Genomic DNA, 24,016 nt, shown 5'->3' with positions numbered 1-24,016 from the left:
CAATTTATTCTTTAGATTCTTTTTCTGTGTAAGGAATAGCCTTCATACTAATCTTTTGGCGGTCTTGATCACGACCTTCTAAGATTTGTTTTTCAGTTTTCATCACAACTTTGTCTAACTTCTGAGTGTAGTTGTTTTGATTAATAACTGAAGATTTTTCGAATTTACGAGGACCTTCAATTACCCAATCCTTAGGATCTTTATGATCAAAACGACATTCATTACAGATAAACTCTTCAACTTCGTGGTATTGGTCCTTACGAGCAGTTACTCTTTGTATTTCATTACCAAACATCCAAAGTGTTGTTTTTCCTGAACAAGTAGGGCAATTTCTATGTGCATTGTATGGTTTGTTAAACCAAACACGTGATTTAAAGCGGAATGTTTTATCTGTTAGTGCTCCAACAGGACAAACGTCAATCATATTTCCAGAGAATTCATTGTCAATTGCTGCTGAAATATAAGTTGATATTTGTGCGTGATCACCACGTCCACATACACCGTGTACACGTTTATCTGTCAATTGTTCTGCTGTTTTTACACAACGATAACATAAGATACAACGATTCATGTGAAGTTGGATGTTATCTCCAATGTTCTCTGGGGCAAAAGTTCTTTTTTCTTCTTTAAACCTTTTTTGCTCTTTACCGTGGTTAAAAGCTAAGTTTTGAAGATCACATTCTCCTGCTTGGTCACAAACTGGACAATCTAAAGGGTGATTTATTAATAAGAACTCAGTAACTGCTTTACGTGCTTCTAAAACGCGAGGTGAAGTAATACTTTTCACTTCCATACCATCCATAACTCCTGTTTTACAAGAAGCCATTAGTTTAGGCATTGGACGTGGGTCAGCTTCACTACCTTTAGAAACTTCAACTAAACACGCACGGCATTTACCACCTGTTCCTTCTAATTTTGAATAATAGCACATTGCAGGAGGTACTGATTCTCCTCCAATCATTCTTGCTGCTTGTAGAATGGATGTTCCTGGTTCTACTTCTATTTCATGTCCGTCTATAGTAACTTTCATAAACTGTGCTTTTTAAGTTGAATATTTTTATTCAACGTATATTATTTATTAATCAAATGTTTTACTGATGAAAAAGGTTCATTCACAAAGTGCTCTCTGTTTTTAACTTTTTCAGGATATAAAACGTGATATTCAAATTCGTCTCTAAAATGTCTAAGAGCAGCAGCAACTGGCCAAGCAGCAGCATCTCCTAATGGACAAATAGTATTTCCTTCAATGTTACTTTGAATACTCCATAGTAAATCAATGTCTTCCATTGTACCTTGACCAGTTTCAATACGGTGAAGTACTTTCTCTAACCATCCCGTTCCTTCACGACAAGGTGAACATTGTCCACAGCTTTCATGTGCATAAAAACGAGCGAAGTTCCACGTATTTCTTACGATACAAGCAGTATCATTATAAACGATGAAACCACCAGAACCTAACATTGAACCAGTTTCAAAACCTCCGTCAGATAAAGATTCGTAAGTCATTAAACGATCTTCTCCATTAGCTGTTTTATAAATTAAATGAGCTGGTAAGATAGGAACTGACGAACCTCCAGGAATTAAAGCCTTAATAGGTCTATCATCCATCATACCACCACAATATTCATCAGAATTTATAAATTCCTCAACTGTGATTCCCATTTCAATTTCATAAACTCCTGGCTTTCTAATATGACCAGAAGCAGAAATTAATTTAGTTCCTGCAGATCTACCTAAACCTATTTTAGAATATGCCTCACCTGAATTGTTTACAATCCAAGGCACATTTGCAATAGACTCTACGTTATTAACTACAGTTGGATTTCCCCAAAGACCACTAACCGCAGGGAATGGTGGTTTGATACGAGGATTTCCTCTTTTTCCTTCTAATGATTCAATTAAAGCAGTCTCCTCTCCACAGATATAAGCACCTGCACCACAGTGTACGTGTAAATCTAAAGAGTAATCAGACCCTAATATGTTTTTACCTAACCATCCAGCAGCATAAGCTTCTTTAATCGCTCTTTCTAATGTTTTGAAAACCCACATATATTCTCCACGAATATAGATATAAGAAAGGTTTGCTCCTAAAGCATAACTTGCTGTAATCATACCCTCAATTAATAAGTGAGGAATATGTTCCATTAAGAATCTATCTTTAAAAGTTCCTGGTTCAGACTCATCAGCATTACAAACTAAGTGTCTTGGTTTGCCTGATTTTTTGTCGATGAAACTCCATTTTAATCCAACAGGGAATCCAGCACCTCCACGACCTCTCAATCCAGAAGCTTTTACTTCTTCTGTTATAGCATCAGGAGTCATTGTTTTAATTGCCTTTTCTACTGAAGCATATCCACCATTTTCACGGTAAACTTCATAAGACTTAATCCCTGGGATATTGATTTTATCTAATAATATTTTTGTTGCCATATTACTATTTGTCGTGAAGAATTACTTTTCCTGCTTTGCAATCTTCGATGATTTGATCTATTTTTTCTTTTGTAAGATGTTCTTTGTAGAAGTCTCCTAATTGCATCATTGGAGCATATCCACAAGCACCTAAACATTGTACTCCAACCACAGAAAACATCCCATCAGCTGTTGTTTCTCCTGGTTTAATGTTTAGCTTTTCACATGCATATTCCATCATGTCATCAGCTCCTCTAATTCCACAGCAAGAAGTTAAACAGAATTCGAACATATATTTTCCAACTGGTTTTTGGTTGTACATAGTATAGAATGTAACTACCTCATATACCTCAATTGGAGTTATATTTAAAATTTCTGCAACTTTATCCATTAGTTCAGCACTTAACCAATTGTCATGAGCATCTTGTACTTCATGTAAAACAGGCAATAGAGCTGATTTCCTTTTATCAGCAGGGTAGTGGCTTAACAATTCGTCAATACGTTGTTGAAGCTCTGCTGTGATATTGATATTTTGTTTATATTTCTTAGTTTCCATGATATTAAGCGTCTAATTCTCCTGCAATAATATTTAAACTTGACAAAGTGATAATCGCATCTGAAAGCATTCCACCTCTCACGATATCATTATATGCTTGATAGATAATGAAACAAGGTCTTCTAAAGTGTAAACGATAAGGTGTTCTACTACCATCAGTTATAAGGTAGAAACCTAATTCTCCATTACCTGCTTCAACAGGGTGATACAATTCTGTAACAGGTACAGGAATCTCTCCCATAATAATTTTGAAGTGATAAATTAGAGCTTCCATATTTGTGTACACGTCTTCTTTAGGAGGAAGGTAGTAATCTGGTACATCTGCGTGGTAAGGTCCTTCTGGCATTTTGTCTAAAGCTTGTTTGATAATTTTTAAACTCTCCCAAACCTCTGCATTTCTAACACAGAATCTATCATAGCAGTCACCGCTTGTTCCTACAGGAATTTCAAAGTCAAAATCTTCATAAGAGCAGTAAGGAGTTGCAATACGAACGTCGTAATCTACACCTGCAGCTCTTAAGTTTGGTCCTGTAAAACCAAAGTTTATAGCCTCTTCAGCAGATATTCCACCTACGCCAATTGTTCTGTCCATGAAAATTCTATTACGAGTTAATAGACCTTCAAATTCACTCCAAATAGCGGGGAATTCAGCTAAGAATTCATCAATAAGTTGATATACTTTTGGACTCCAGTCTCTTTCGAAACCACCAATTCGTCCCATATTAGTAGTTAAACGAGCACCACTAATTTCTTCAAATATTTCGTATATTTTCTCTCTGTATTGGAATACATATAAGAAACCAGTTAAGGCCCCTGTATCTACTCCCATAACAGAACTACATACAATATGGTCAGCAATACGAGCTAACTCCATTACGATTACTCGCATATATTGTACCCTTTTAGGGATATCAATACCTAATGCTTTTTCAACAGTCATCCACCAAGCAGTATTGTTGATAGGAGACGAACAGTAATTTAAACGATCTGTTAGTACGTTAATTTGAAAGAATGGTCTGTTTTCAGCTATTTTTTCAAATGCTCTGTGTATATATCCTACAGTACCTTCACCATCAATCACTTTTTCTCCATCAAGTAAAATGATGTTTTGAAAAATACCGTGAGTAGCAGGGTGAGTAGGACCTAAATTTAATATTTGTAGTTCAGTTCCATCTTCTTGAAACTTCTCTTCAATTAGCTTTGCGTAACGCTCTTCAGGAGGTAATAATAAGTCTGACATAATCTTTTTCCTTTCAGTTTGTATTATGAATTATGAACTGTTCTACCAAAGAATCTATCATCTTTGTCAGTACGTCCTGAATCTTCCATAGGGAACTCTTTTCTCAATGGGAAAGATTCCATTTGGTCCATATTCAAGATTCTTTTTAATTGCGGATGATTTTTGAAAGTAATTCCATAAAAATCATACGTTTCTCTTTCTTGCCAGTTTGCACTTTTAAACAAATCTGTTACAGAATCAACAACAGGATTTTTGATATCTATATACGTTTTAATACGTATTCTTACATTATCTATCCAATTATGCATATGATATACAGTAGCTAATTGTCTGTTATCAGGGTTTTCTGCATAGTGAACTCCACAAACATCAGTTAGGAAATTGAAGTTCATTTCTGAATCTTCTTTTAGAAACTTAATAATGTTATGTAAATCATTAGAAGCAACTTCAAATGCTAACATTCCATGTTGTTCATGAAATTCTGATACTGACATACCGAAGTTGTCAATTAGTTTCTTTTGAATTGTATTATTATCTAATGCCATACTATTTGTTTATGTTGTAAGAATCTAATAAATCATCGTATTCTTTAGTTCCTCGTCTATTAACAGATTCAGATTTTATGATTTCTTGTAGTCTAAGTACCCCATCTAAAATTTGTTCAGGTCTTGGAGGACATCCAGGCACATAAACATCAACAGGGATAACTTTATCAATTCCTTGTAATACAGAGTAAGTATCAAAAATTCCTCCTGAACAAGCACAAGCACCAACTGCGATAACCCATTTTGGTTCCGCCATTTGTTCGTATACTTGACGTAAGATAGGTGCCATTTTTTTAGATATTGTACCCATTACCATTAACATATCAGCTTGTCTTGGAGAGAAACTCATACGTTCAGATCCAAAACGTGCCACGTCATAAGTAGCAGCCATAGTTGCCATAAATTCGATTCCACAACAAGAAGTTGCGAAAGGAAGAGGCCACATTGAGTTTGCTCTTGCTAATCCGACTACAGAACTTAATTTTGTTGCAAAAAATCCTTCTCCTACATATCCTTCAGGAGCTTCTACTGTATTGTATTTTTTATCGCTCATCTCTTTCTGATTTTTTAGTCCCACTCGAGACCTTTTTTCTTAAATTCATATAGTAATCCTACCAGAAGTAGGAATAAAAAGATTCCCATTTTCATTAATCCATCCCATCCCAATTCTTGGAAATTGATAGCCCACGGGTATAAGAAGATTACTTCAACGTCAAATAATACGAATAATATAGCTACCAGGAAATATTTTACGTTGAAAGGGATACGAGCACTACCAAGTGACTCTAATCCACATTCCCAAGTACTATCTTTAATTTTAGAAGATTTTTTTGGTCCTAATTTACCAGATACCCAAATTGTCATTGAAACAAAACCAGCTGCAAGCGCTATTTGCATCAGAATAGGTATAAAATCGAGTTGACTTGACTGCATAAGTTAAAGTATTTATATTAATACAACATACAAATATACTGCCGAAGTATCGTTTTACAAAGTTTTGTAACTCTATGAGTTGTAGCATTTAACTCGATAGTGTCAATATGTATTTAGATTAACTCTAAATAGAAGTTAAAGGCATAAAAAAAGCTATTCTTTCTACAAGAATAGCTTTTTAGTAATTGAAAATTATATGTCGTAAAATTAATTTCCTATCACTTCTACGTCAACAGCAATCAATCCTTTTTTACCTTTTTCTTCGTTGTAAGAAACGTGATCACCTTGGCTAACATTTTTAGTTTTTAATCCTGTGATGTGAACAAAAATGTCTTGTTTTGTAGCTTCGTTAGTAATAAAGCCAAATCCTTTGTCTTCGTTGAAGAACTTAATTACACCTGTATGCATTGTATTGAAATAAATAAATTATGTTCAAATATAGCGTTTGTTTCTAACTAAATTTAATTTTTTTTAATTTTTTTTAAAAAAGTGATTAAATCCATTTTTCTGTTAAAAAAAACGGGATTGTTAGCTCATAGCCTTTAAAGTTAATTTATTGTGATATAATAAAGCTTTTCTATTGCTTCTTTAAATGGTAGAGAAAGAAAAAGCCAGCTATTTAGCTGGCTTTTTAAATTATATTTTATTCTTCTTCCAATGGTTTCATTACAAATGTATCCATGAATGCAGTAGTGTAATTACCTGCTACATAATTAGGATCATCCATAAGTTGTCTATGGAATGGAATAGTTGTTTTAATACCTTCAATTACGAATTCATCTAACGCACGTTTCATTTTGTTGATTGCTTCTTCTCTTGTTTGAGCAGTAGTAATAATCTTAGCGATCATTGAATCGTAGTTTGGTGGAATAGAGTATCCAGAATAAACGTGAGTGTCTAATCTAACTCCGTGTCCTCCAGGAGCATGCATCGTGGTAATTTTACCCGGTGCAGGTCTGAAGTCATTAAACGGATCCTCTGCATTGATACGACATTCAATAGCGTGTAATTTAGGGATATAGTTTTTACCAGAAATAGGGGTACCAGTAGCCACTAAAATTTGCTCTCTAATTAAATCGTAGTCAATTACTTGTTCTGTAATCGTATGTTCTACTTGAATACGAGTGTTCATTTCCATGAAATAGAAGTTTCTATCACGGTCAACTAAGAACTCAATTGTTCCTGCACCTTCGTATTTAATGTATTCTGTTGCTTTTACAGCAGCTTCACCCATTCTTTGACGTAAATCATCTGTCATAAATGGAGAAGGAGTTTCTTCAGTTAATTTTTGGTGTCTTCTTTGGATAGAACAGTCACGTTCAGATAAGTGACAAGCTTTTCCATATTGGTCACCAATAACTTGGATTTCGATGTGACGTGGATCTACAATAAGTTTTTCCATGTACATACCGTCATTTCCAAAAGCAGCAGCTGCTTCTTGTCTTGCACTTTCCCAAGCTTTTTCAACATCCTCTTCTTTCCAAAGCTCTCTCATACCTCTACCACCACCACCGGCAGTAGCTTTCATCATAACAGGGAAACCAATTTCTTTGGCTACTTTTTTAGCGTGTTCTAATGATTCGATAAGTCCGTCTGAACCTGGAACCGTTGGAACACCTGCTTTTTTCATTGTTTCTTTAGCAGTTGCTTTGTCTCCCATTTGTTCAATCATCTCAGGTCCAGCTCCAATGAACTTAACACCGTGTTCTTGACAAATTTTAGAGAATTTAGCGTTCTCAGCTAAGAAACCATAACCTGGATGAATTGCGTCTGCGTTTGTAATCTCAGCAGCTGCAATAATATTTGAAATCTTTAAATAAGATAGGTTACTTGGAGCTGGTCCAATACAAACAGCTTCGTCTGCAAAGCGAACGTGTAAGCTATCTGCATCTGCAGTAGAATAAACTGCTACAGTTTTTATGCCCATTTCTTTACATGTTCTAATAACACGTAGGGCAATTTCACCTCTATTAGCGATTAATATTTTTTTAAACATCTCTTGAAACTTTAATTTGTACTCTTGTTAATTCGTACTATAAAATAGTGCGATAGTTTGTTTTTAAAAATTTCTTAAGATGGATCTACCAAGAATAATGGTTGGTCAAATTCTACTGGTGAAGCGTCGTCAACTAATACTTTAACGATTTTTCCTGAAATTTCAGATTCGATTTCGTTGAATAATTTCATTGCTTCAATTACACAAACTACATCTCCTGTTTTGATTGTTTTTCCAACTTCTGCGAAAGGCTCTTTATCTGGAGCTGGTTTTCTGTAGAAAGTACCGATAATAGGGGATTTAACAGTAATGAATTTTGAGTCATCATCTGCTTTAACTTCAGTAGCAACTGGAGCTGCTACAGGAGCAACACCTTGTTGAGCAACAGGCGCTTGAGCCATAGCTGATGCAACAGGTACTTGTTGAATGTAAGTTGTCTCAGTGTTACCTGCTTCAGTTGTTTTAATGGTGATTTTAAAATCATCCATTTCTAATTTCACTTCTGTAGCACCTGATTTTGCTACAAATTTGATTAAATTTTGAATTTCTTTAATATCCATACCTAATGTATTGGTTAGTTGTTTTTTACTTTTTTGTATATGCCCACTTTAAATAAATAGAACCCCACGTAAATCCTCCTCCAAAAGTAGCGAAAATAATATTATCTCCTTTCTTAAGTAGGTGTTCGTAATCGCAAAGTAATAGTGGTAAAGTGGCAGATGTTGTATTTCCGTATCTTTCGATATTCATTAATACTTTAGAATCATCAAGACCCATTCTATGAGCAGTTGCATCAATGATTCGTTTGTTTGCCTGGTGTGCTGCAAGCCAAGTTACATCATCGTGTGTAAGGTTGTTGCGTTGCATAATTTTTTCACTAACATCGGCCATATTTGAAACAGCATATTTGAATACTGTTTTTCCATCTTGGAATACGTAATGTTGTTTGTTAGCTACTGTTTCGGCATTGGCAGGTAAAATAGAACCACCTGCGTCAATTTTAAGATATTCACGACCGATACCGTCACTGCGTAAGTACTCATCTTGTATTCCTAAACCTTCTGAGTTAGGTTCGAATAATACTGCACCAGCAGCATCTCCAAAAATAATACAAGTTGCACGATCAGTATAGTCGATAATTGATGACATTTTATCAGAACCAATTAACAATACTTTTTTGTATTTACCTGATTCAATATAAGCAGAAGCTACAGACATTCCGTATAGGAAGCTTGAACAAGCTGCTTGTAAGTCAAAAGCAAAAGCATTTACTGCTCCAATTTTTGTTGCTACATATACACCTGTTGAAGCAACTGGCATATCTGGAGTAGCAGTAGATAAAATGATTAAATCGATGTCTTTAGGATCGGTTCCTGATTTTTGTAGTAAATCTTCGGCAGCTTTAATAGCCATAAAAGAAGCTCCAGCACCAGGTGCTTTAAGAATTCTTCTTTCCTTGATTCCTGTTCGACTAGTTATCCATTCGTCGTTAGTGTCAACCATCTTTTCCAGAAGAGCATTTGTAAGCTTATCTTCCGGCAGGTAACATCCAACTGCGGTAATGGCTGCATGTATTTTTGTCATATGGTGTTGCTTTACTTTATAAAAACATTCCAAAAAGAGACGAAAATTACAAAAAAAAAACGAATTTTCGGCCTTTCCGAGCTATAAAGTACTTTTTTTGGCTTTTTATGTCCAAAAAAAAACTCTCACACATTGTGAGAGTTAATCTGTACTTTTCAAAAGTTATGCCTCTACTGCAGCAGTCTTGTCAATTACAACTTGCCCTCTGTAGTAAAGTTTTCCTTCATGCCAGTAAGCTCTGTGGAATAAGTGAGCTTCTCCTGTTACTGGACAAGTAGCGATAGTTGGAGCTACTGCTTTGTAATGAGTTCTTCTCTTATCTCTTCTTGTTTTCGAGGTTTTTCTCTTAGGATGTGCCATTTTACTATATTATTTATCCGTTAATAGTTTCTTTAATTCTGACCAACGAGGGTCAATATTGTCATTATCTTTAATATCTTCTTCTATTTCTTCCTCTTCATCAATATCGTCAAGATCTAAATCATCAAATAAATCATCGTCTTCAAACAAATCATCTATTTCTTGATCATAAGCACCTCGATATCCTAATATATCTAAAGCTTCAGAATCTAATGTTCCGTCTAAAACACCAGGGTGAACCCTTTTTTGTGGAATAGCCAGAGCAATTATTTCATATATGTATTGAGCAACGTTTACTTGATGTTCAGAAAATGGGATGATTAATATCTCATCGTGATCATCGTTGTATTCTTCGCCAAACTTAACAATTATGTCGATATTTCCTTCAATCGGAAGGTCAAAATCTACATTTGTTACATCGCAAGGTACATTTGCAATACCATTTACTGCGATATTTAATTCTAACAAGGTACTTTTTTTGTCAAGAAGTACTGTTATATCAGCATTTATGTTGTTGAAATCGTCGTAATTATAGTTTTCAAAAAAACTATTGTCAACCTTAAATTCAAACGTATGCTTACCGTTTTTCAATCCAGTAAAGTGAATTGAAAAGTTTTTTTCAATATTCATGGAATACATGATTTGAGCGTGCAAAGATAAAAAATAATTACAATTACAAGCTAATTATCAATTTTTTTTGTACTAAAATCTTTTTCTTGAGGCTGTAATGGGTTCTTAGCAGATTCTAAATTTCTGTTTCTATTATTATAGATATCTATAGCTAAGTACACAGCTTCTCTAAAAGAAGTTACGTCTGCTAATCCTTTTCCTGCTATTTCATAAGCTGTTCCGTGATCAGGAGAGGTTCTAATTTTGTCAAGTCCTGCTGTATAATTTACACCTTTTCCAAACGAAATTGCTTTAAAAGGAGCTAATCCTTGGTCGTGGTAACAAGCAATTACTGCATCAAAATGTTTATAGGTTTCAGAGCCAAAGAATCCATCAGCGGCAAAGGGACCAGATACTAAAATTCCTTCTTCGTGTAATTTTTTAACGGTCGGGATAATTGTTTCTATTTCTTCTTTACCGATAACACCTCCGTCGCCAGCGTGAGGGTTCAATCCTAAAACGGCAATTTTTGGAGTAAATACGTTAAAGTCCTTTTTTAAGGTATTATTGATTGTTTTTACCTTTTGTTCTATCAATTCAGGTGTGATTGCTTTTGCTACATCTTGAATAGGTAGGTGATCTGTAAGTAATCCTATTTTTAACTCATCACTAACTAAGAACATTAAGGCATCTCCTTCTAATTGTTCGTTTAAGTAGTCTGTATGCCCAGGGTATTTGAACTCTTCGTCAACACTGTTATATTTATTTATAGGAGCTGTAACTAAAACGTCAATTTCACCATTTTTTAATGCTTCAGTAGCGCTTATGAATGATTTAATTGCATATTTTCCAACTAAAGGATCGTTTTTTCCAAAAGAAATGTTGATGTTTTCTTTCCAAAGATTGTAAACGTTTAATTTATTTGGGATAACTTGTGATAGACTATCTATTCCTTGAATAGCAGTATTATTTCCTATTGTTTTTTTAACGTATGATAGAGGTTTTGAATTTCCAAATATTATAGGAGTGCAAATTTCAAGCATTCTACTGTCCTCGAAACATTTGAGTATAACTTCACTGCCAATTCCATTTAGGTCTCCTATTGAGATCCCTACTTTTATAATTTCTTCTTTCTGGCTCATAGTTTCGTTTAAATTATTGCTACTTTTGAAAGCAAATTTAATAAAAATAAATGGAGTTATGTTTACAGGTATTGTTGAAAACATCGGAAAAATAAAAAGTATTGTAAAAGAACAAGAGAATTTACATATTACTGTACAATGTGGTTTTGCACAAGAACTTAAGGTAGATCAGAGTGTTTTACACAATGGTATTTGTTTAACGGTTGTTGCTGTAGAAGGTGACAGTTACCGTGTAACTGCTATTAAAGAGACAATAGCTGTAACTACTGTTGGTTATTGGCAAGAAGGTCAAGAGTTAAATTTAGAAAGAGCAATGCTTTTTAATGGGCGTTTGGATGGACACATAGTTCAGGGACACGTGGACCATATTGGAGAATGTATTTCTATTGAAGAAGCGGGAGGAAGTACCTATTTTGGTTTTGAATATAAGAATGATTCACAACACGTTACTATAGAGAAGGGGTCAATTACGATTGATGGAACAAGCTTAACAGTTGTTGATTCTGGTGTTAATACATTTAAAGTAGCTATTATTCCGTTTACAATAGAGCATACGATATTTAAGAACTATACGATAGGAACAAAGGTAAATCTTGAGTTCGATGTGGTTGGTAAATATGTTGCTAAGTTGATGAGTGTTGGTAAATTATAGTTTTACATTTTAGCTTTTATCTATAAAAAAGTTTAATTTGTATGCGTAAATAAAAAGTATGAAGTTTAATTCACAGAATAGTAATTTTGCGGCGATGAATGATGAAGAACTGGTTCAGTTTATTGTTCATAGCGGTAATACTAATTTATTTGGAATACTTTACGATAGGTATGCGCAGAAAGTTTTTGGAAAATGTCTGGGTTTTGCAGAGTCAAGAGATGTAGCAGAAGATTTAACACAAGATATCTTTGTTAAATTATATTTGAATTTGAAGAACTTTAGAGGGGATTCAAAGTTTTCTACTTGGATTTACTCATTTGCATATAACCATTGTGTAAATTATTCTAAATCGGTTTTAAAGAAAAAGAGAAAAGAAGAGAATTTGAGCGACGAAAATCAATATGATATTGCAGTTGAAGATGAAATCAGTGATGAAGAAATCTTTGCATTAAGTGTTGGTAAGTTACAAGAGTCTTTAGTAAGGCTTGATTCTGAAGATAAGATTCTATTATTGATGAAATATCAAGATGATAAGCCTATTAAGGAAATATCTGCCTTGTTAGATTTGGGAGAAAGCGCTGTTAGAATGCGTCTTCATAGAGCTAAGAAAAGAATTGTAGAAATTTATAACTCATTGTAATTATGGATAATCCGTTCAAAAAAATACTTCAGGATGAAAAATTACCAGATTACTTAAAGGATAGGGTAATAGATAATCTTAATTTTATTAAGTTGTCATTGGATATGTCAGAGTTATATACCGTTAAAATTCCTCAGACAATCCAAAGCTTAATGGGAGAAAAAGATATAAAAAGAGAAAACGAAATAATCGAGAAAATTAAAAATAGTAAGAATGATGGAACTTTATAGTTTTGAGTATCCAAGCCAAATGATTAGCTCAGTAACAGGGTCTTTGTTAAAGGGATTGATGGGCTTTGTTTTTTTAGTAGGTTATATTTTGCTTTGCTGGTTAGTGGTAAAGTTGCTTTCTTATATTTTAAAGAAAGTTTTTAAAGTAATTAGATTAGATAAAATACAAAAGCTAATAAATGAGAACGAGTTTTTAAGTAAGCTAAACTTTTCAATAAAAGTAGAGAGTATATTGATCTTTTTTGTAAAGATTTTTGTTGTCTTTCTTATGGTTGTTGTAGGAGCTGAGTTATTCGGACTTGATATTGTTTCTCGAGAAGTAGGGAATTTAATGCTTTATGTTCCTAAGGTTTTTGTAGCATTGCTAATCTTTGTAGGAGGGCTATATTTTGCTTCTTGGATCAAGAAAGCCGTTGTAGGAGTTTTGAAAGCTGTCGATTTTAGTGGCGCTCGTATGATTGGGAATATACTTTTTTATTTGATTTTAGTGTTTGTAATTATTACTACATTAAACCAAATGGGTATAAATACTGATATTATTACAAGTAATATTTCTATTATAATAGGAGCTTTGTTGTTAACAGTAGCTCTGTCTTTAGGATTAGGGTCTAAAGATGTTATTACAAGACTACTATATTCATTTTATGCGAGAAAGAACTTAGAACTTGGTCAATTGATTCGAATTGATGGGTTAGAAGGATATGTGATTTCCATAGACAATATCTATTTGTGTTTATTAGTAGAAGGGAAAAAGCATTATTTGCCGATAGCAAAAGTTTCAGAAAGTCATATTGAAATTATTAAATAAGAATTGTGCGTTTGTTGAATAGAAAATAATTGGCAACGTAGCGCAAAAGAATATATATTTTTTAAACTGCATCATATACGAAAGTATAGGTGCGGTTTTTTTTATGCAGTTTTTTGTTGGTGATATTGAAAAGGGAAAGGAGATTCGCTGTTTAATAGAGGACTTATATTTCTTTATAGGATAGGGCGAACAAGAAGAAGTATTCGAAAGTGAAGCGGCTTTTTGTTTATACTTAGTCGACTCTTGTACCACATAGACACCACATAAGTACCACACTTGTTCGGAAATGAGGGGTGTTTTCCGAGTGAATGTGGGCGATGTGTCGAAGATGTGTGGTACGAGTGTTGTACAAGATACGCATAAGCCTTGCGGTCGCTCAGTTTGTGGAGGAGGTAATGTAGTTTTAAATAGTACAAAAAAAAACAGTAGTAAACGGATGTCTACTACTGTTATATATTTAAACTACTTTGTTTGTTTAAAACAAGTCAAGAATAATTAGTCAATTTTGATTGTTAAAACTGATATTTTTGAGTGATTAACTAAATCTTCACTGATACTTCCGTTGAAGAAATGAGATAATCCTGTTCTACCGTGTGTAGCAATAGTAATTAAATCAGCATTAATCTTTTTAGAGAAATTGATAATTCCCTTTTCAACATTTAAATCATTATAGATTGAAAGATCAAAAGAGCTGTCAGTAATATCTTGTAAGAAGTCATTTAAAATTTCTTCTGCTACGTGAGTTGGTTTGAAGCTATTTGGAGTATTAACCATTAGCAAGTGTAAATTTGCATTCAGTAAGTTGTTTAAGCGCAATATTCTTTTGAAAGGTTCTTTCATATTGTCTGAAAAGTCAGAAGCAAAAACAACATCATTGATGTTAAATTCTTCATCGTCTCCTTTAATTACAAGAACAGGAATGTCAGAAGTGCGAACTACTTTTTGGGTATTAGAACCAACGAAGTATTCTTTAGCACCACTTACCCCGTGAGACCCCATTACAATTAGATCTACATCATTTGTTTCGGCTGTTTTGATAACACCAGGAGAAGTTCTTTCAAGAATTAAGCTTGTAGATACGTTTACTCCGTTGAATATTTCAGATAAAGCAAGCTCTTTTAGTTTGTGTTCAGCAGCATTTTTGAAGAACATAACCTCAGGAATCGGAGAACCTTTGCTTATGCTGTCGCTACCTTGTTGTGGTAAATCAAGAACGTGTAATAATAATATTTCAGAGTTCGATTTTTTAGCAAGAACAGCAGCTATTTTTATAGCGTTATAAGCTTGAGAAGAAAAGTCTGTTGGGACAAGTATTTTTTTCATGGTATTATTAGTTGTTTTATCTATTTATTTGTGTGATTTAAAGTTAAGAATATAATTATCAATAGGCAAAAGTTTTATTTGTAATAAAAAAATTAATATCTTTGTGCTGTTATTTATTAAAACAAGTTAAATAATGAGGGGACATAGACGTCCCCTCTTTTTATAGCATATGACATTAAAAGGTAAAGTACAACAATTAATTGATCAGGCATTAGAGCAGTATCCGTCTATATTTATTATAGATTTTACTATATCGTCTGATAATAAAATTACTGTTATTATAGATGGTGATGAAGGCGTAGTATTACAAGATTGTATCAATTTTAGTCGCGCTATTGAGCACAATTTGGATAGAGAAGAAGAAGACTTTTCTCTTGAAGTAGCATCGTCAGGAGCTGCTTCGCCAATAAAATTGTTTCGCCAGTACAACAAGAATATTGGTAGAAAGTTAAAAGTGGTAACACACGAACAAGAAAAGTACGAAGCTACATTAGATAGCATTGTAGACGACAAAATAGTTCTTAAGTGGAAAACAAGAGAGCCAAAACCTGTCGGAAAAGGGAAAGTAACGGTAGAAAAAGAAGCCGTAATTCCTTTTGAGAGTATCAAAGAAGCGAATGTTATAATTTCATTTTAAAAATATAAAGATCACATGGAGAATAGAGATTTAGTAGATTCATTCTCAGAATTTAAAGACGAAAAAGATATCGAGCGTGTAACGCTGATGGCTATTTTAGAAGATGTATTTAGAAATGCGTTGAAAAAAAGATTTGGAGCTGATGATAATTTTGATATTATTGTTAACCCAGATAAAGGTGATTGCCAGATATTTAGAAACCGTACTGTTGTTAATGATGGTGAAGTAGAGGATGATAATTATGAAATATCATTATCACAGGCGCGTAAAATCGAACCAGATTTTGAGGTAGGAGAAGAAGTTTCTGAAGAAGTGAAATTGGAGCAATTAGGAAGACGTGCTATTTTAGCGTTACGTCAGAACTTAAACTCTAAAGTTACTGAACATGATAATACTACTTTGTACAAACAGTTTAAAGACATCGTAGGTGAAGTTTATTCTGCTGAAGTGCATCACATCCGTCCAAAAGTTGTAATTTTGATGGATGAAGAAGGAAATGAAATCGTATTGCCTAAAGAAAAACAGATTGCATCTGATTTCTTTAGAAAAGGTGATACAGTAAGAGGTATTATTGAGTCTGTTGAATTGAAAGGTACAAAACCACAAATCATTATGTCTCGTACTTCTATTAAATTTTTGGAAAAATTGTTTGAACAAGAGATTCCGGAAATTGCAGATGGTCACATCTCTGTAAAAAAAGTAGTGAGAATTCCAGGAGAAAAAGCGAAAGTTGCTGTAGATACATTTGATGATAGAATTGACCCAGTTGGTGCTTGTGTAGGTATGAAGGGGTCTCGTATTCATGGAATTGTTCGTGAGTTAGGAAACGAGAATATTGACGTTATCAACTTTACAAACAATGTAGATTTATTTATTAAACGTGCATTAGCACCAGCTCGCGTTAACAAAGTTGTTATCGATGAGGAAGCTAAAAAAGCAAACGTTTATTTAGATTTAGAAGAGGTATCTCGTGCGATTGGTCGTGGAGGTCAAAACATCAAGTTGGCTGGTATGTTAACTGGATACGATATTGATGTTATGAGAGAACTAAACCCTGAAGATGATGATGTTGAATTGAAAGAATTCAAAGATGAAATCGACGAATGGGTTATTGAAGAATTTGCAAGAATTGGTTTGGATACAGCAAAAAGCGTTTTAAGTCTTAGTGTTGATGAGTTGATGAAACGAACTGATCTTGAGGAGGAAACAATTGAAGATGTGATGAGAATCTTGAAGGAAGAGTTCGAAGATTAACACCAGCTAAACAACACAACACATTTAAATACACTAAAAAGATAATATGTCTGAAGAAAGAGCAATAAGAATAAATAAAGTTTTAAGGGAATTGAATATTTCTCTAGATAGAGCCGTTGACTTTTTAAAAGGTAAAGGGCATGATATCGACGCAACACCTAATGCTAAAATTTCTGAAGTAGAATATAGCGTTTTGTGTAAACAATTTTCTGCTGATAAAGGCAAGAAAGAGGCATCTATTGAGGTGAGTGAAGAGAAAAAGAAAGAGAAAGAGGCTTTTAAATTGGAGCGCGAGAAAGAGCTAGAGGAAAAGAAAAAGCAAGAAGAATTACGTATCAAACGTGAGCAAGAAATCATCAGAGCTAAAGCTGAAGAGATTGCTGCTATTAAAACGGTTGGTAAAATAGATCTTGAGCCTAAAAAAACTAAAGCTCCTTCAGAAGATGTAAATAAAGTGAATAAAACTTTAGAAAAAGATGCTAAAGCTCCTGCTAAAGATAGTAAGGGTAAAGAATCTAATACAGTTGTAGAAAGCAAAAAAGAAACTGCTCCTAAAACTGAAGTTAAGAAAGAGGCATCTAAAGTAACGAACCCAGGTAAACAAGTGGAAGGTAAAAAAGAGGTAGAAAAACCAAAACAAAAGGAATCTACAGGAGGTAAAGATGCTTCATTTAAAAAGGTTGATTCTAAAAAAGTAGAAGAGACTAACAATGCAGATGCAAAAGTTGGAGATGAAGTAATCAAAACAAATTACCAAAAGCTTTCAGGAACTACTTTTACAGGACAAACAATTGACTTGTCTCAATTTAATAAGCCTAAGAAGAAAAAAGAAGATCCTAAAAAAGGAAATGGTAACGCTTCTAATAAAGATAACAAAAAAGAAGGTACTCCGGGTGCTAATAAGAATAAGAGAAAACGTATTGCAAAACCTGGTGAGGGTACAAATACTAATAATACTAATTCTAACAATACTGGAGGGAATAACAACAATAACAGAGGAGGTCACAACAAGAACAATAGTGGTGGTGGAAAATTTGGTAATAAGAATAACCAAAGAAGAAATACTACTCCTATCGTAAAAGCTGAGCCTACTGAAGAAGAAGTTAAAAACCAAATTAAGGAGACACTTGAGCGTCTTCAAGGTAAAGGTAACAAGTCAAAAGCTGCTAAGTATCGTCGTGATAAACGTGATACACACCGTAAGAAAACGGATATGGAGCAGTTAGAAATCGAAGCAGGAAACAGAATCTTGAAAGTAACAGAATTCGTTACTGTAGGTGAAGTTGCTACGATGATGGATGTGCCTATTACTAAGGTGATTGGTAGCTGTATGTCATTAGGAATTATGGTTACAATGAATCAACGTTTAGATGCTGAGACATTAACTATTGTTGCTGATGAATTCGGATATGAAGTAGATTTTACTACTGCTGATATTGATGAAGCTATTGAAGAAACTCCAGATAGAGAAGAAGATTTACAACCAAGAGCTCCTATTGTTACGGTAATGGGACACGTGGATCACGGTAAAACATCTTTATTGGATTACGTTCGTAAAGCTAACGTAATTGCTGGTGAGTCTGGAGGAATTACACAACACATTGGTGCGTATGGTGTAACGTTAGAAGGAGGACAAAAGATTACTTTCTTAGATACTCCTGGTCACGAGGCCTTTACAGCAATGCGTGCTCGTGGTGCTCAAGTTACTGATATTGTTATTATCGTAATTGCAGCGGATGATGACATTATGCCACAAACAAAAGAGGCTATTAGCCACGCTCAAGCGGCTGGTGTGCCAATTATTTTTGCAATTAATAAAGTTGATAAACCAACTGCAAATCCTGATAAGATTAAAGAGCGTTTAGCTTCTATGAACTTATTAGTTGAAGAGTGGGGTGGTACTTATCAATCACAAGATATTTCTGCTAAACAAGGTATTGGTATGACGGAATTACTTGAAAAAGTTCTTCTTGAAGCTGAAATGTTAGAGTTAAAAGCTAACCCTAATAAATTAGCTGTTGGTACTGTTGTTGAAGCATTCTTAGATAAAGGTAGAGGATATGTATCTACTGTATTAGTTCAAGCTGGTACATTAAAAGTAGGTGATTACTTATTAGCTGGTCGTAACCATGGTAAAGTTCGTGCTATGCATGATGAACGTGGTAATTCAGTGAAAGAAGCTGGACCTTCAAGACCAATTTCTGTATTAGGTTTAGATGGAGCACCTACTGCTGGTGATAAATTCAATGTATTTGAAGAGGAAAAAGAAGCAAAACAAATTGCTGCTAAACGTACTCAGTTAGTTCGTGAACAATCTGTACGTGCTCAACGTCATATTACATTGGCAGAGATTGGACGTCGTATTGCTTTAGGAGACTTCAAAGAGTTGAACATTATCTTAAAAGGAGACGTGGATGGTTCTGTTGAGGCATTATCTGATTCATTCTCTAAATTATCTACTGAAGAAATTCAAATCAATATCATTCATAAAGGTGTTGGTGCGATTACAGAATCTGACGTATTGTTAGCTTCTGCTTCTGACGCAATTATTATCGGATTTAACGTTCGTCCTATGGCATCTGCTAAACAATTAGCTGATAAGGAAGAAATTGATATCCGTAATTACTCAATCATCTATGATGCAATTGATGACTTGAAAGATGCAATGGAAGGTATGTTGTCTCCAGAGATGAAAGAAGAAGTTACAGGAAGTGCTGAAATTCGTGAGTTGTTCAAAATTTCTAAAGTTGGAACAATTGCTGGATGTATGGTTACTGATGGTAAGATCTTCCGTTCTTCAAGAATCCGCTTAATCCGTGAAGGTGTAGTTATCTATACTGGTGAGTTACTTGCTTTAAAACGTTTCAAAGACGATGTTAAAGAAGTTGCTAAAGGATATGATTGTGGTATTCAAATTAAAAACTACAATGACATTAAAGAATACGATGTTATTGAAGCATTCCAAGAAGTGGAAGTTAAGAAAAAACTTAAATAATAATATATTATTAGAAAGGGGTTACGCAAGTAACCCCTTTTTTTATGCCATTGTGTCATTTTTAAAGTTTGGCTTGTCATTTGATGTTATATTTGTATATAACTAAAAAAAAACGTGTTATGGGAATTTGGATTTTTATGATACTTATTATGGGAGTAAGTTGGTTCGTTGGTAATCGCTTACAATCTAAATTTGATAAGTACTCTAAGGTGCATTTACAAAATGGAATGAGTGGTGCTGAAATTGCACAGAAGATGTTGTTTGATCATGGAATTAGAGATGTTAAGGTTATATCTACTCCAGGGAGATTGACAGACCACTATAACCCTGCTGACAAAACGGTAAATTTAAGTGAAGCAGTATATAATGAGCGCAATGCAGCAGCAGCAGCTGTAGCAGCACACGAGGTAGGTCACGCTGTGCAACATGCACAAGCTTATCATTGGTTAACTATGCGTTCTAAATTAGTTCCTGCAGTTAGCATTAGTTCACGCGTTATGCCTTTTATTTTATTAGGAGGAGTATTGATGATTAATACATTTCCGCAGTTATTGTTGTTAGGGATTGTTTTATTTGCCCTTACAACGCTGTTTTCTTTTATTACGTTGCCAGTAGAGTACGATGCAAGTAATCGTGCCTTAAAATGGCTTCAAAGTAAGAATATGGTGAATCAACAAGAGTATGCTGGAGCTAAGGATGCTCTGTCTTGGGCTGCTCGTACATACGTTGTTGCTGCAATATCTTCTTTAGGTACTTTGTTGTACTATGTAATGATTTATATGGGCAGAAGATAATAGCCCCTTTTGATAGACAAAAAAAGCCTCAAATGAGGCTTTTTTTTGTTTATAATATATTGACTTCTATCATTATTGGAATGTGGTCTGATACTTTTCTGGCTTCTGTTATGTCTTCAAAGTCTTCAAAGAAATAGATAGGTTTAGCTTTGATTAAATCTACTTTTTTAGGGTGTATTAATATGTTGTCATATTCAGAAGCTAAACAATCTCCATTAATACATTTTTGTCTTAAACTTGTTTTTTGTTTTTCGAAAGAAGAAATATATCCTTGTTTCTTTAATGGATTAAAGACTGAATGACTTTCAGGTAAATTAAAATCTCCTAAGAAAATTAAATTATGATCTGGATATAAGTCTGGTAGAAATTTCAAGTACTTAATTTCAGTTTCAGGTTGATGCTTTTTAGGCAAGGCGTGTAAACTACTTATGGTAAACTCTTTTCCTTGGTATATAAAGGTTGCAAAATAAGGTTCTCTTTCAATGTCATCTTTATAAGTTGGCTCTAAGAAAGGTTTTCCTTTTAGCTTGACCGTTTTTGTTTTCCAAAGATAAGCATAGCGTTCAGATCTGTATGGAGAGCTCTCTGTAGGTTTACTAATAGCATATTCCCATTTTGCTCCTGATTTTCTATTTAACTCATCGTGTAGTTTCGCGATAGCTTGTGCGCCACTTGGATTTGTTACGACTTCTTGAATTGCTATAATATCTGTTTGCTTTATTACTTTAGCAATGTAAGTAATAGTTTCGTCTGATTTACTTTTACCAATATTTTGCAAATTCCAAGTCATCACTTTGACTTGAGAAAACAATTGTGGAGAAAGAAGAGTTGTAAAAATAAAGGCGATTAATAGTTTTAAAAACTTGAATTTAGGCATTTTGAAATTTGTTAAAGGGGGTGTATTTAGGCGTTTTTTATAAAGTTGATTAGTAAAAATGATGTATTTTTACACGAATTATTTTTGGGCTCATTTAATAGGAACGGCAAAAATAGTGATGTAATTGAATAAACTTTACAAAGTGAAAACATTTTCTTCTATTAATAATTTTCAGACAGACAAAAAGGTTGTAGCCACGTTAGGTACTTTTGATGGAGTACATATTGGTCATCAAATGATTATCAAAAAAATAGTTGATTCAGCTAAAGAAAGTGGTGCTGAAAGTTTGGTGTTAACTTTTTTTCCACATCCAAGAATGGTTCTTAAACAAGATCATTCTATTCGATTATTGAATACTTTGGAAGAGAAGAAAGAGCTTTTAGAAGAGTTAGGATTAGATAATCTTGTTGTGCAAAAATTTGATTATGAGTTTTCTCAACTTAGTGCGGAGGAATTTGTAAAACGTGTTTTAGTTGATAAATTCAACATAAGTAAGATCATCATTGGTTATGATCATCGTTTTGGAAAGAATCGTACGGCAGACATTAGTGATTTGAAAATGTATGGTGAGAAATATGGTTTTGAAGTAGAAGAGATTTCAGCTCAAGAGATAGATCACGTTTCTATTAGTTCGACTAAAATTAGACAAGCTCTTTTAGATGGTGATATAGCGTTAGCAAATGAGTTTTTAGGATATGATTTCTATTTTTCAGGAATGGTTGTTCATGGAAAAAAGTTGGGAAGAAAACTTGGTTTTCCTACAGCGAATATTTCAATAGATGAAGATTATAAAATGATTCCTAAGAATGGTGTTTATATTGTTGAATCTACTATTAATGGCGAAAAAGTAAAAGGGATGATGAGTGTTGGTATAAACCCAACTTTTGAAGGGCATCCTTATACTATTGAAGTAAATTATTTAGATTGGACAGGTGATTTATACGACAAAACGTTAAAAGTTCGTATCTTAGACAGGATTAGAGATGAATTAAAATTTAACGGACTTGACGAGTTAGTAGCGTGTTTGCAAAATGACGAACGCATAACTCGTGAGTATTTTGAACAGTATGTGGAAAAAGGCATTTCAACCAATTGATAATTCTCCATTAGTAATTTTTAGGATATTATTCGGTTTTTTATTTGCTTGCGAATCTTTCGGAGCAATAGCTACAGGATGGGTAAAAAGTAATTTAGTAGATGTAAACTTTACTTTCTCTCATATTTATATGGACTTTTTGCAAGTGCTTGTAGGACCACAAATGTATGTGTATTTTGCATTAATGGGCTGTGTATCTGTGGCCGTAATGTTAGGGTATAGATATAGGTTGAGTATGATATTACTTACCATTTTATGGGCGGGTGCCTATTTTATTCAAAAGACTTCTTACAATAACCACTATTATATGTTATTGGTTATTTGTTTCTATATGTGCTTTTTACCAGCAAATAAGTATGCTTCTCTTGATGTAAAACAAGGAAGAGTGAGCCAAGGGCTATTTATGAATCAGTATGTTTCGTGGATATTTATATTTCAAGTTTCAATCTTGTATATTTTTGGAACAGTAGCTAAGTTTTATCCTGATTGGCTTGATGGTACCTTTACTAAATTGATGTATGAAGGAGCTAATATTCCATCTGTTTTCAAAGAGATGTTTACTGCGAAGTGGTTTTATATTTCAATTGCCTATTTAGGTATTTTGTTTGATGGGTTAATTGTTCCTCTATTACTTTTTAAACGAACAAGAACGTGGGCATTAGTAGCTTCTTTGATTTTTCACTTGTTTAATTCTATCACGTTGCATATTGGTATATTCCCTTACTTTGCGTTGAGTTTTGCTGTGTTCTTCTATGAACCAGACCAAATACGTGCATTGTTTTTCAAGAAGAAACCAATTTTAGATATAAACAGTATTAGTTATCAACAAATCAAAAAGGAAGCTCTTTCTAAAACTTCTTTAATAATTGTTAGTGTATTTGCGTTTGTTCAATTGGTTTTACCTTTGCGTATGCATTTCATAGAAGGAGATGTATTGTGGACAGATGAAGCACATCGTTTAAGCTGGCGTATGATGCTACGATCAAGAGCTGGTTATACAAACTATATTGTGGAGAATAAAAAGACGGGAGAACGTCGTTATTACGATATAGAAAATGTTTTGACTACGAAACAAGAAGCAAGATTAACATCCCCAGATATGATATGGCAAATGGCTCAATATATTAAAAAGGAGTATGCTAATAAAGGTGAAGATGTTGCTGTATATGCAGAAAGCTATGTATCTATCAATCGACGTGATTTAAGTAGATTTGTAGATCATAAAGTAGATTTAGGTAATGTTAAGTGGGATTATTTTAAACATTGTGATTGGATATTAGAAAAGCCATTTTAAGAAGAAATGACTATTCATAAAAAAAGCGTACTTAATAGTACG

26 protein-coding genes are annotated in these 24,016 nt (G+C 33.8%); 10 read left to right on the top strand and 16 right to left on the bottom strand.

Going from position 1 to position 24,016, the window contains the following annotated elements:
* Positions 1–4: 4 nt before the first annotated feature.
* The 14 genes from GQS07_RS03490 to pdxA all read right to left on the bottom strand — a co-directional run bounded on the left by GQS07_RS03490 (position 5) and on the right by pdxA (position 11,374).
* Complete coding sequence (locus GQS07_RS03490; RefSeq protein WP_158209628.1) at positions 5–1,030, bottom strand: 2Fe-2S iron-sulfur cluster-binding protein; 1,026 nt, start codon at positions 1,028–1,030, stop codon at positions 5–7.
* A gap of 41 nt (positions 1,031–1,071) precedes the next feature.
* On the bottom strand, positions 1,072–2,430 hold the full coding sequence (nuoF, locus tag GQS07_RS03485) for an NADH-quinone oxidoreductase subunit NuoF (protein ID WP_158209627.1): 1,359 nt from the start codon (positions 2,428–2,430) through the stop codon (positions 1,072–1,074).
* Between the two features lie 4 nt (positions 2,431–2,434).
* Complete coding sequence (nuoE, locus tag GQS07_RS03480; protein ID WP_158209626.1) at positions 2,435–2,965, bottom strand: complex I 24 kDa subunit family protein; 531 nt, start codon at positions 2,963–2,965, stop codon at positions 2,435–2,437.
* Between the two features lie 4 nt (positions 2,966–2,969).
* Entirely contained in the window at positions 2,970–4,205 is a 1,236-nt protein-coding gene (locus tag GQS07_RS03475; RefSeq protein ID WP_158209625.1) for an NADH-quinone oxidoreductase subunit D, read from the bottom strand.
* A 23-nt stretch (positions 4,206–4,228) separates the two neighbouring features.
* Positions 4,229–4,750 (bottom strand): NADH-quinone oxidoreductase subunit C, encoded by a 522-nt coding sequence (locus GQS07_RS03470; RefSeq protein ID WP_090407904.1) that lies wholly within the window; start codon positions 4,748–4,750, stop codon positions 4,229–4,231.
* A 1-nt stretch (position 4,751) separates the two neighbouring features.
* Positions 4,752–5,303, bottom strand: coding sequence for an NADH-quinone oxidoreductase subunit B (locus GQS07_RS03465; protein ID WP_158209624.1), 552 nt, complete (start codon positions 5,301–5,303; stop codon positions 4,752–4,754).
* 14 nt (positions 5,304–5,317) lie between these two features.
* Positions 5,318–5,683, bottom strand: coding sequence for an NADH-quinone oxidoreductase subunit A (locus GQS07_RS03460; RefSeq protein ID WP_090407901.1), 366 nt, complete (start codon positions 5,681–5,683; stop codon positions 5,318–5,320).
* 207 nt (positions 5,684–5,890) lie between these two features.
* Entirely contained in the window at positions 5,891–6,091 is a 201-nt protein-coding gene (locus GQS07_RS03455) for a cold-shock protein (protein WP_090407898.1), read from the bottom strand.
* Positions 6,092–6,326: 235 nt separating this feature from the next.
* Positions 6,327–7,679 carry an acetyl-CoA carboxylase biotin carboxylase subunit gene (gene accC / locus GQS07_RS03450; RefSeq protein ID WP_158209623.1) on the bottom strand — a complete coding sequence of 451 codons (1,353 nt, stop codon included), beginning with the start codon at positions 7,677–7,679 and terminating at the stop codon, positions 6,327–6,329.
* A 74-nt stretch (positions 7,680–7,753) separates the two neighbouring features.
* Entirely contained in the window at positions 7,754–8,239 is a 486-nt protein-coding gene (gene accB / locus GQS07_RS03445) for an acetyl-CoA carboxylase biotin carboxyl carrier protein (protein WP_158209622.1), read from the bottom strand.
* Positions 8,240–8,264: 25 nt separating this feature from the next.
* Positions 8,265–9,263, bottom strand: a complete 999-nt coding sequence (locus GQS07_RS03440) for a beta-ketoacyl-ACP synthase III (protein WP_090407889.1) — start codon at positions 9,261–9,263, stop codon at positions 8,265–8,267.
* A 162-nt stretch (positions 9,264–9,425) separates the two neighbouring features.
* Positions 9,426–9,623: a 50S ribosomal protein L32 gene (gene rpmF / locus GQS07_RS03435; RefSeq protein ID WP_010251658.1), complete on the bottom strand. Its 198-nt coding sequence runs from the start codon at positions 9,621–9,623 to the stop codon at positions 9,426–9,428.
* 9 nt (positions 9,624–9,632) lie between these two features.
* Positions 9,633–10,253, bottom strand: a complete 621-nt coding sequence (locus tag GQS07_RS03430; RefSeq protein WP_158209621.1) for a YceD family protein — start codon at positions 10,251–10,253, stop codon at positions 9,633–9,635.
* Positions 10,254–10,303: 50 nt separating this feature from the next.
* Positions 10,304–11,374, bottom strand: coding sequence for a 4-hydroxythreonine-4-phosphate dehydrogenase PdxA (gene pdxA / locus GQS07_RS03425; RefSeq protein WP_158209620.1), 1,071 nt, complete (start codon positions 11,372–11,374; stop codon positions 10,304–10,306).
* A 58-nt stretch (positions 11,375–11,432) separates the two neighbouring features.
* Between pdxA and GQS07_RS03420 the strand changes: the two genes are divergently transcribed.
* From GQS07_RS03420 to GQS07_RS03405, 4 genes are read left to right on the top strand one after another with little or no spacing between them, the layout of a single operon-like run.
* Entirely contained in the window at positions 11,433–12,026 is a 594-nt protein-coding gene (locus GQS07_RS03420; RefSeq protein WP_158209619.1) for a riboflavin synthase, read from the top strand.
* A 58-nt stretch (positions 12,027–12,084) separates the two neighbouring features.
* Positions 12,085–12,666 (top strand): RNA polymerase sigma factor, encoded by a 582-nt coding sequence (locus tag GQS07_RS03415; protein ID WP_158209618.1) that lies wholly within the window; start codon positions 12,085–12,087, stop codon positions 12,664–12,666.
* A gap of 2 nt (positions 12,667–12,668) precedes the next feature.
* A complete protein-coding gene (locus GQS07_RS03410) occupies positions 12,669–12,896 on the top strand; it encodes a hypothetical protein (protein ID WP_158209617.1) in 228 nt (75 codons plus the stop codon).
* A complete protein-coding gene (locus GQS07_RS03405) occupies positions 12,880–13,704 on the top strand; it encodes a mechanosensitive ion channel family protein (protein ID WP_233269306.1) in 825 nt (274 codons plus the stop codon). The genes GQS07_RS03410 and GQS07_RS03405 overlap by 17 nt, the downstream gene beginning before the upstream one ends.
* 495 nt (positions 13,705–14,199) lie before the next feature.
* Here GQS07_RS03405 and GQS07_RS03400 read toward each other — a convergent pair whose 3' ends face one another.
* The gene (locus tag GQS07_RS03400; protein WP_158209616.1) at positions 14,200–15,027 is read right to left on the bottom strand and encodes a universal stress protein; all 828 of its coding nucleotides are present in this window, start codon (positions 15,025–15,027) and stop codon (positions 14,200–14,202) included.
* Positions 15,028–15,196: 169 nt separating this feature from the next.
* Here GQS07_RS03400 and rimP point away from each other — a divergent pair, with 169 nt between their 5' ends.
* From rimP to GQS07_RS03380, 4 genes are all read left to right on the top strand, one after another.
* On the top strand, positions 15,197–15,664 hold the full coding sequence (rimP, locus tag GQS07_RS03395) for a ribosome assembly cofactor RimP (protein WP_158209615.1): 468 nt from the start codon (positions 15,197–15,199) through the stop codon (positions 15,662–15,664).
* 15 nt (positions 15,665–15,679) lie between these two features.
* Positions 15,680–16,918 carry a transcription termination factor NusA gene (gene nusA, locus GQS07_RS03390; RefSeq protein WP_090407867.1) on the top strand — a complete coding sequence of 413 codons (1,239 nt, stop codon included), beginning with the start codon at positions 15,680–15,682 and terminating at the stop codon, positions 16,916–16,918.
* 46 nt (positions 16,919–16,964) lie between these two features.
* Complete coding sequence (infB, locus tag GQS07_RS03385; RefSeq protein ID WP_158209614.1) at positions 16,965–19,913, top strand: translation initiation factor IF-2; 2,949 nt, start codon at positions 16,965–16,967, stop codon at positions 19,911–19,913.
* 119 nt (positions 19,914–20,032) lie between these two features.
* A complete protein-coding gene (locus GQS07_RS03380; protein ID WP_090407861.1) occupies positions 20,033–20,707 on the top strand; it encodes a zinc metallopeptidase in 675 nt (224 codons plus the stop codon).
* A 49-nt stretch (positions 20,708–20,756) separates the two neighbouring features.
* Here GQS07_RS03380 and GQS07_RS03375 read toward each other — a convergent pair whose 3' ends face one another.
* Positions 20,757–21,584 carry an endonuclease/exonuclease/phosphatase family protein gene (locus GQS07_RS03375; protein ID WP_158209613.1) on the bottom strand — a complete coding sequence of 276 codons (828 nt, stop codon included), beginning with the start codon at positions 21,582–21,584 and terminating at the stop codon, positions 20,757–20,759.
* Positions 21,585–21,726: 142 nt separating this feature from the next.
* Between GQS07_RS03375 and GQS07_RS03370 the strand changes: the two genes are divergently transcribed.
* Together GQS07_RS03370 and GQS07_RS03365 are read left to right on the top strand one after the other, a co-directional pair.
* Positions 21,727–22,680 (top strand): bifunctional riboflavin kinase/FAD synthetase, encoded by a 954-nt coding sequence (locus GQS07_RS03370; RefSeq protein ID WP_158209612.1) that lies wholly within the window; start codon positions 21,727–21,729, stop codon positions 22,678–22,680.
* Positions 22,652–23,974 (top strand): HTTM domain-containing protein, encoded by a 1,323-nt coding sequence (locus GQS07_RS03365; protein ID WP_158209611.1) that lies wholly within the window; start codon positions 22,652–22,654, stop codon positions 23,972–23,974. The genes GQS07_RS03370 and GQS07_RS03365 overlap by 29 nt, the downstream gene beginning before the upstream one ends.
* Positions 23,975–24,016 lie beyond the last annotated feature (42 nt).

It is taken from the genome of Myroides phaeus, from assembly GCF_009799805.1.
Taxonomy (GTDB): Bacteria; Bacteroidota; Bacteroidia; order Flavobacteriales; family Flavobacteriaceae; genus Flavobacterium; species Flavobacterium phaeum_A.
This window is presented reverse-complemented; position numbering and strand designations above follow the sequence as displayed.

Bases quoted from the DNA above. Each gene is read 5' to 3' on its own strand.
- rpmF (WP_010251658.1), bottom strand. From the start codon at position 9,623: ATGGCACATCCTAAGAGAAAAACCTCGAAAACAAGAAGAGATAAGAGA.
- GQS07_RS03420 (WP_158209619.1), top strand. From the start codon at position 11,433: ATGTTTACAGGTATTGTTGAAAACATCGGAAAAATAAAAAGTATTGTA.
- nusA (WP_090407867.1), top strand. From the start codon at position 15,680: ATGGAGAATAGAGATTTAGTAGATTCATTCTCAGAATTTAAAGACGAA.
- GQS07_RS03405 (WP_233269306.1), top strand. From the start codon at position 12,880: ATGATGGAACTTTATAGTTTTGAGTATCCAAGCCAAATGATTAGCTCA.
- pdxA (WP_158209620.1), bottom strand. From the start codon at position 11,374: ATGAGCCAGAAAGAAGAAATTATAAAAGTAGGGATCTCAATAGGAGAC.
- accC (WP_158209623.1), bottom strand. From the start codon at position 7,679: ATGTTTAAAAAAATATTAATCGCTAATAGAGGTGAAATTGCCCTACGT.
- GQS07_RS03475 (WP_158209625.1), bottom strand. From the start codon at position 4,205: ATGTCAGACTTATTATTACCTCCTGAAGAGCGTTACGCAAAGCTAATT.
- accB (WP_158209622.1), bottom strand. From the start codon at position 8,239: ATGGATATTAAAGAAATTCAAAATTTAATCAAATTTGTAGCAAAATCA.
- GQS07_RS03430 (WP_158209621.1), bottom strand. From the start codon at position 10,253: ATGAATATTGAAAAAAACTTTTCAATTCACTTTACTGGATTGAAAAAC.
- GQS07_RS03465 (WP_158209624.1), bottom strand. From the start codon at position 5,303: ATGAGCGATAAAAAATACAATACAGTAGAAGCTCCTGAAGGATATGTA.
- nuoF (WP_158209627.1), bottom strand. From the start codon at position 2,430: ATGGCAACAAAAATATTATTAGATAAAATCAATATCCCAGGGATTAAG.
- GQS07_RS03455 (WP_090407898.1), bottom strand. From the start codon at position 6,091: ATGCATACAGGTGTAATTAAGTTCTTCAACGAAGACAAAGGATTTGGC.
- GQS07_RS03410 (WP_158209617.1), top strand. From the start codon at position 12,669: ATGGATAATCCGTTCAAAAAAATACTTCAGGATGAAAAATTACCAGAT.
- nuoE (WP_158209626.1), bottom strand. From the start codon at position 2,965: ATGGAAACTAAGAAATATAAACAAAATATCAATATCACAGCAGAGCTT.
- rimP (WP_158209615.1), top strand. From the start codon at position 15,197: ATGACATTAAAAGGTAAAGTACAACAATTAATTGATCAGGCATTAGAG.
- GQS07_RS03470 (WP_090407904.1), bottom strand. From the start codon at position 4,750: ATGGCATTAGATAATAATACAATTCAAAAGAAACTAATTGACAACTTC.
- GQS07_RS03415 (WP_158209618.1), top strand. From the start codon at position 12,085: ATGAAGTTTAATTCACAGAATAGTAATTTTGCGGCGATGAATGATGAA.
- GQS07_RS03380 (WP_090407861.1), top strand. From the start codon at position 20,033: ATGGGAATTTGGATTTTTATGATACTTATTATGGGAGTAAGTTGGTTC.
- infB (WP_158209614.1), top strand. From the start codon at position 16,965: ATGTCTGAAGAAAGAGCAATAAGAATAAATAAAGTTTTAAGGGAATTG.
- GQS07_RS03490 (WP_158209628.1), bottom strand. From the start codon at position 1,030: ATGAAAGTTACTATAGACGGACATGAAATAGAAGTAGAACCAGGAACA.
- GQS07_RS03400 (WP_158209616.1), bottom strand. From the start codon at position 15,027: ATGAAAAAAATACTTGTCCCAACAGACTTTTCTTCTCAAGCTTATAAC.
- GQS07_RS03460 (WP_090407901.1), bottom strand. From the start codon at position 5,683: ATGCAGTCAAGTCAACTCGATTTTATACCTATTCTGATGCAAATAGCG.
- GQS07_RS03365 (WP_158209611.1), top strand. From the start codon at position 22,652: ATGTGGAAAAAGGCATTTCAACCAATTGATAATTCTCCATTAGTAATT.
- GQS07_RS03375 (WP_158209613.1), bottom strand. From the start codon at position 21,584: ATGCCTAAATTCAAGTTTTTAAAACTATTAATCGCCTTTATTTTTACA.
- GQS07_RS03440 (WP_090407889.1), bottom strand. From the start codon at position 9,263: ATGACAAAAATACATGCAGCCATTACCGCAGTTGGATGTTACCTGCCG.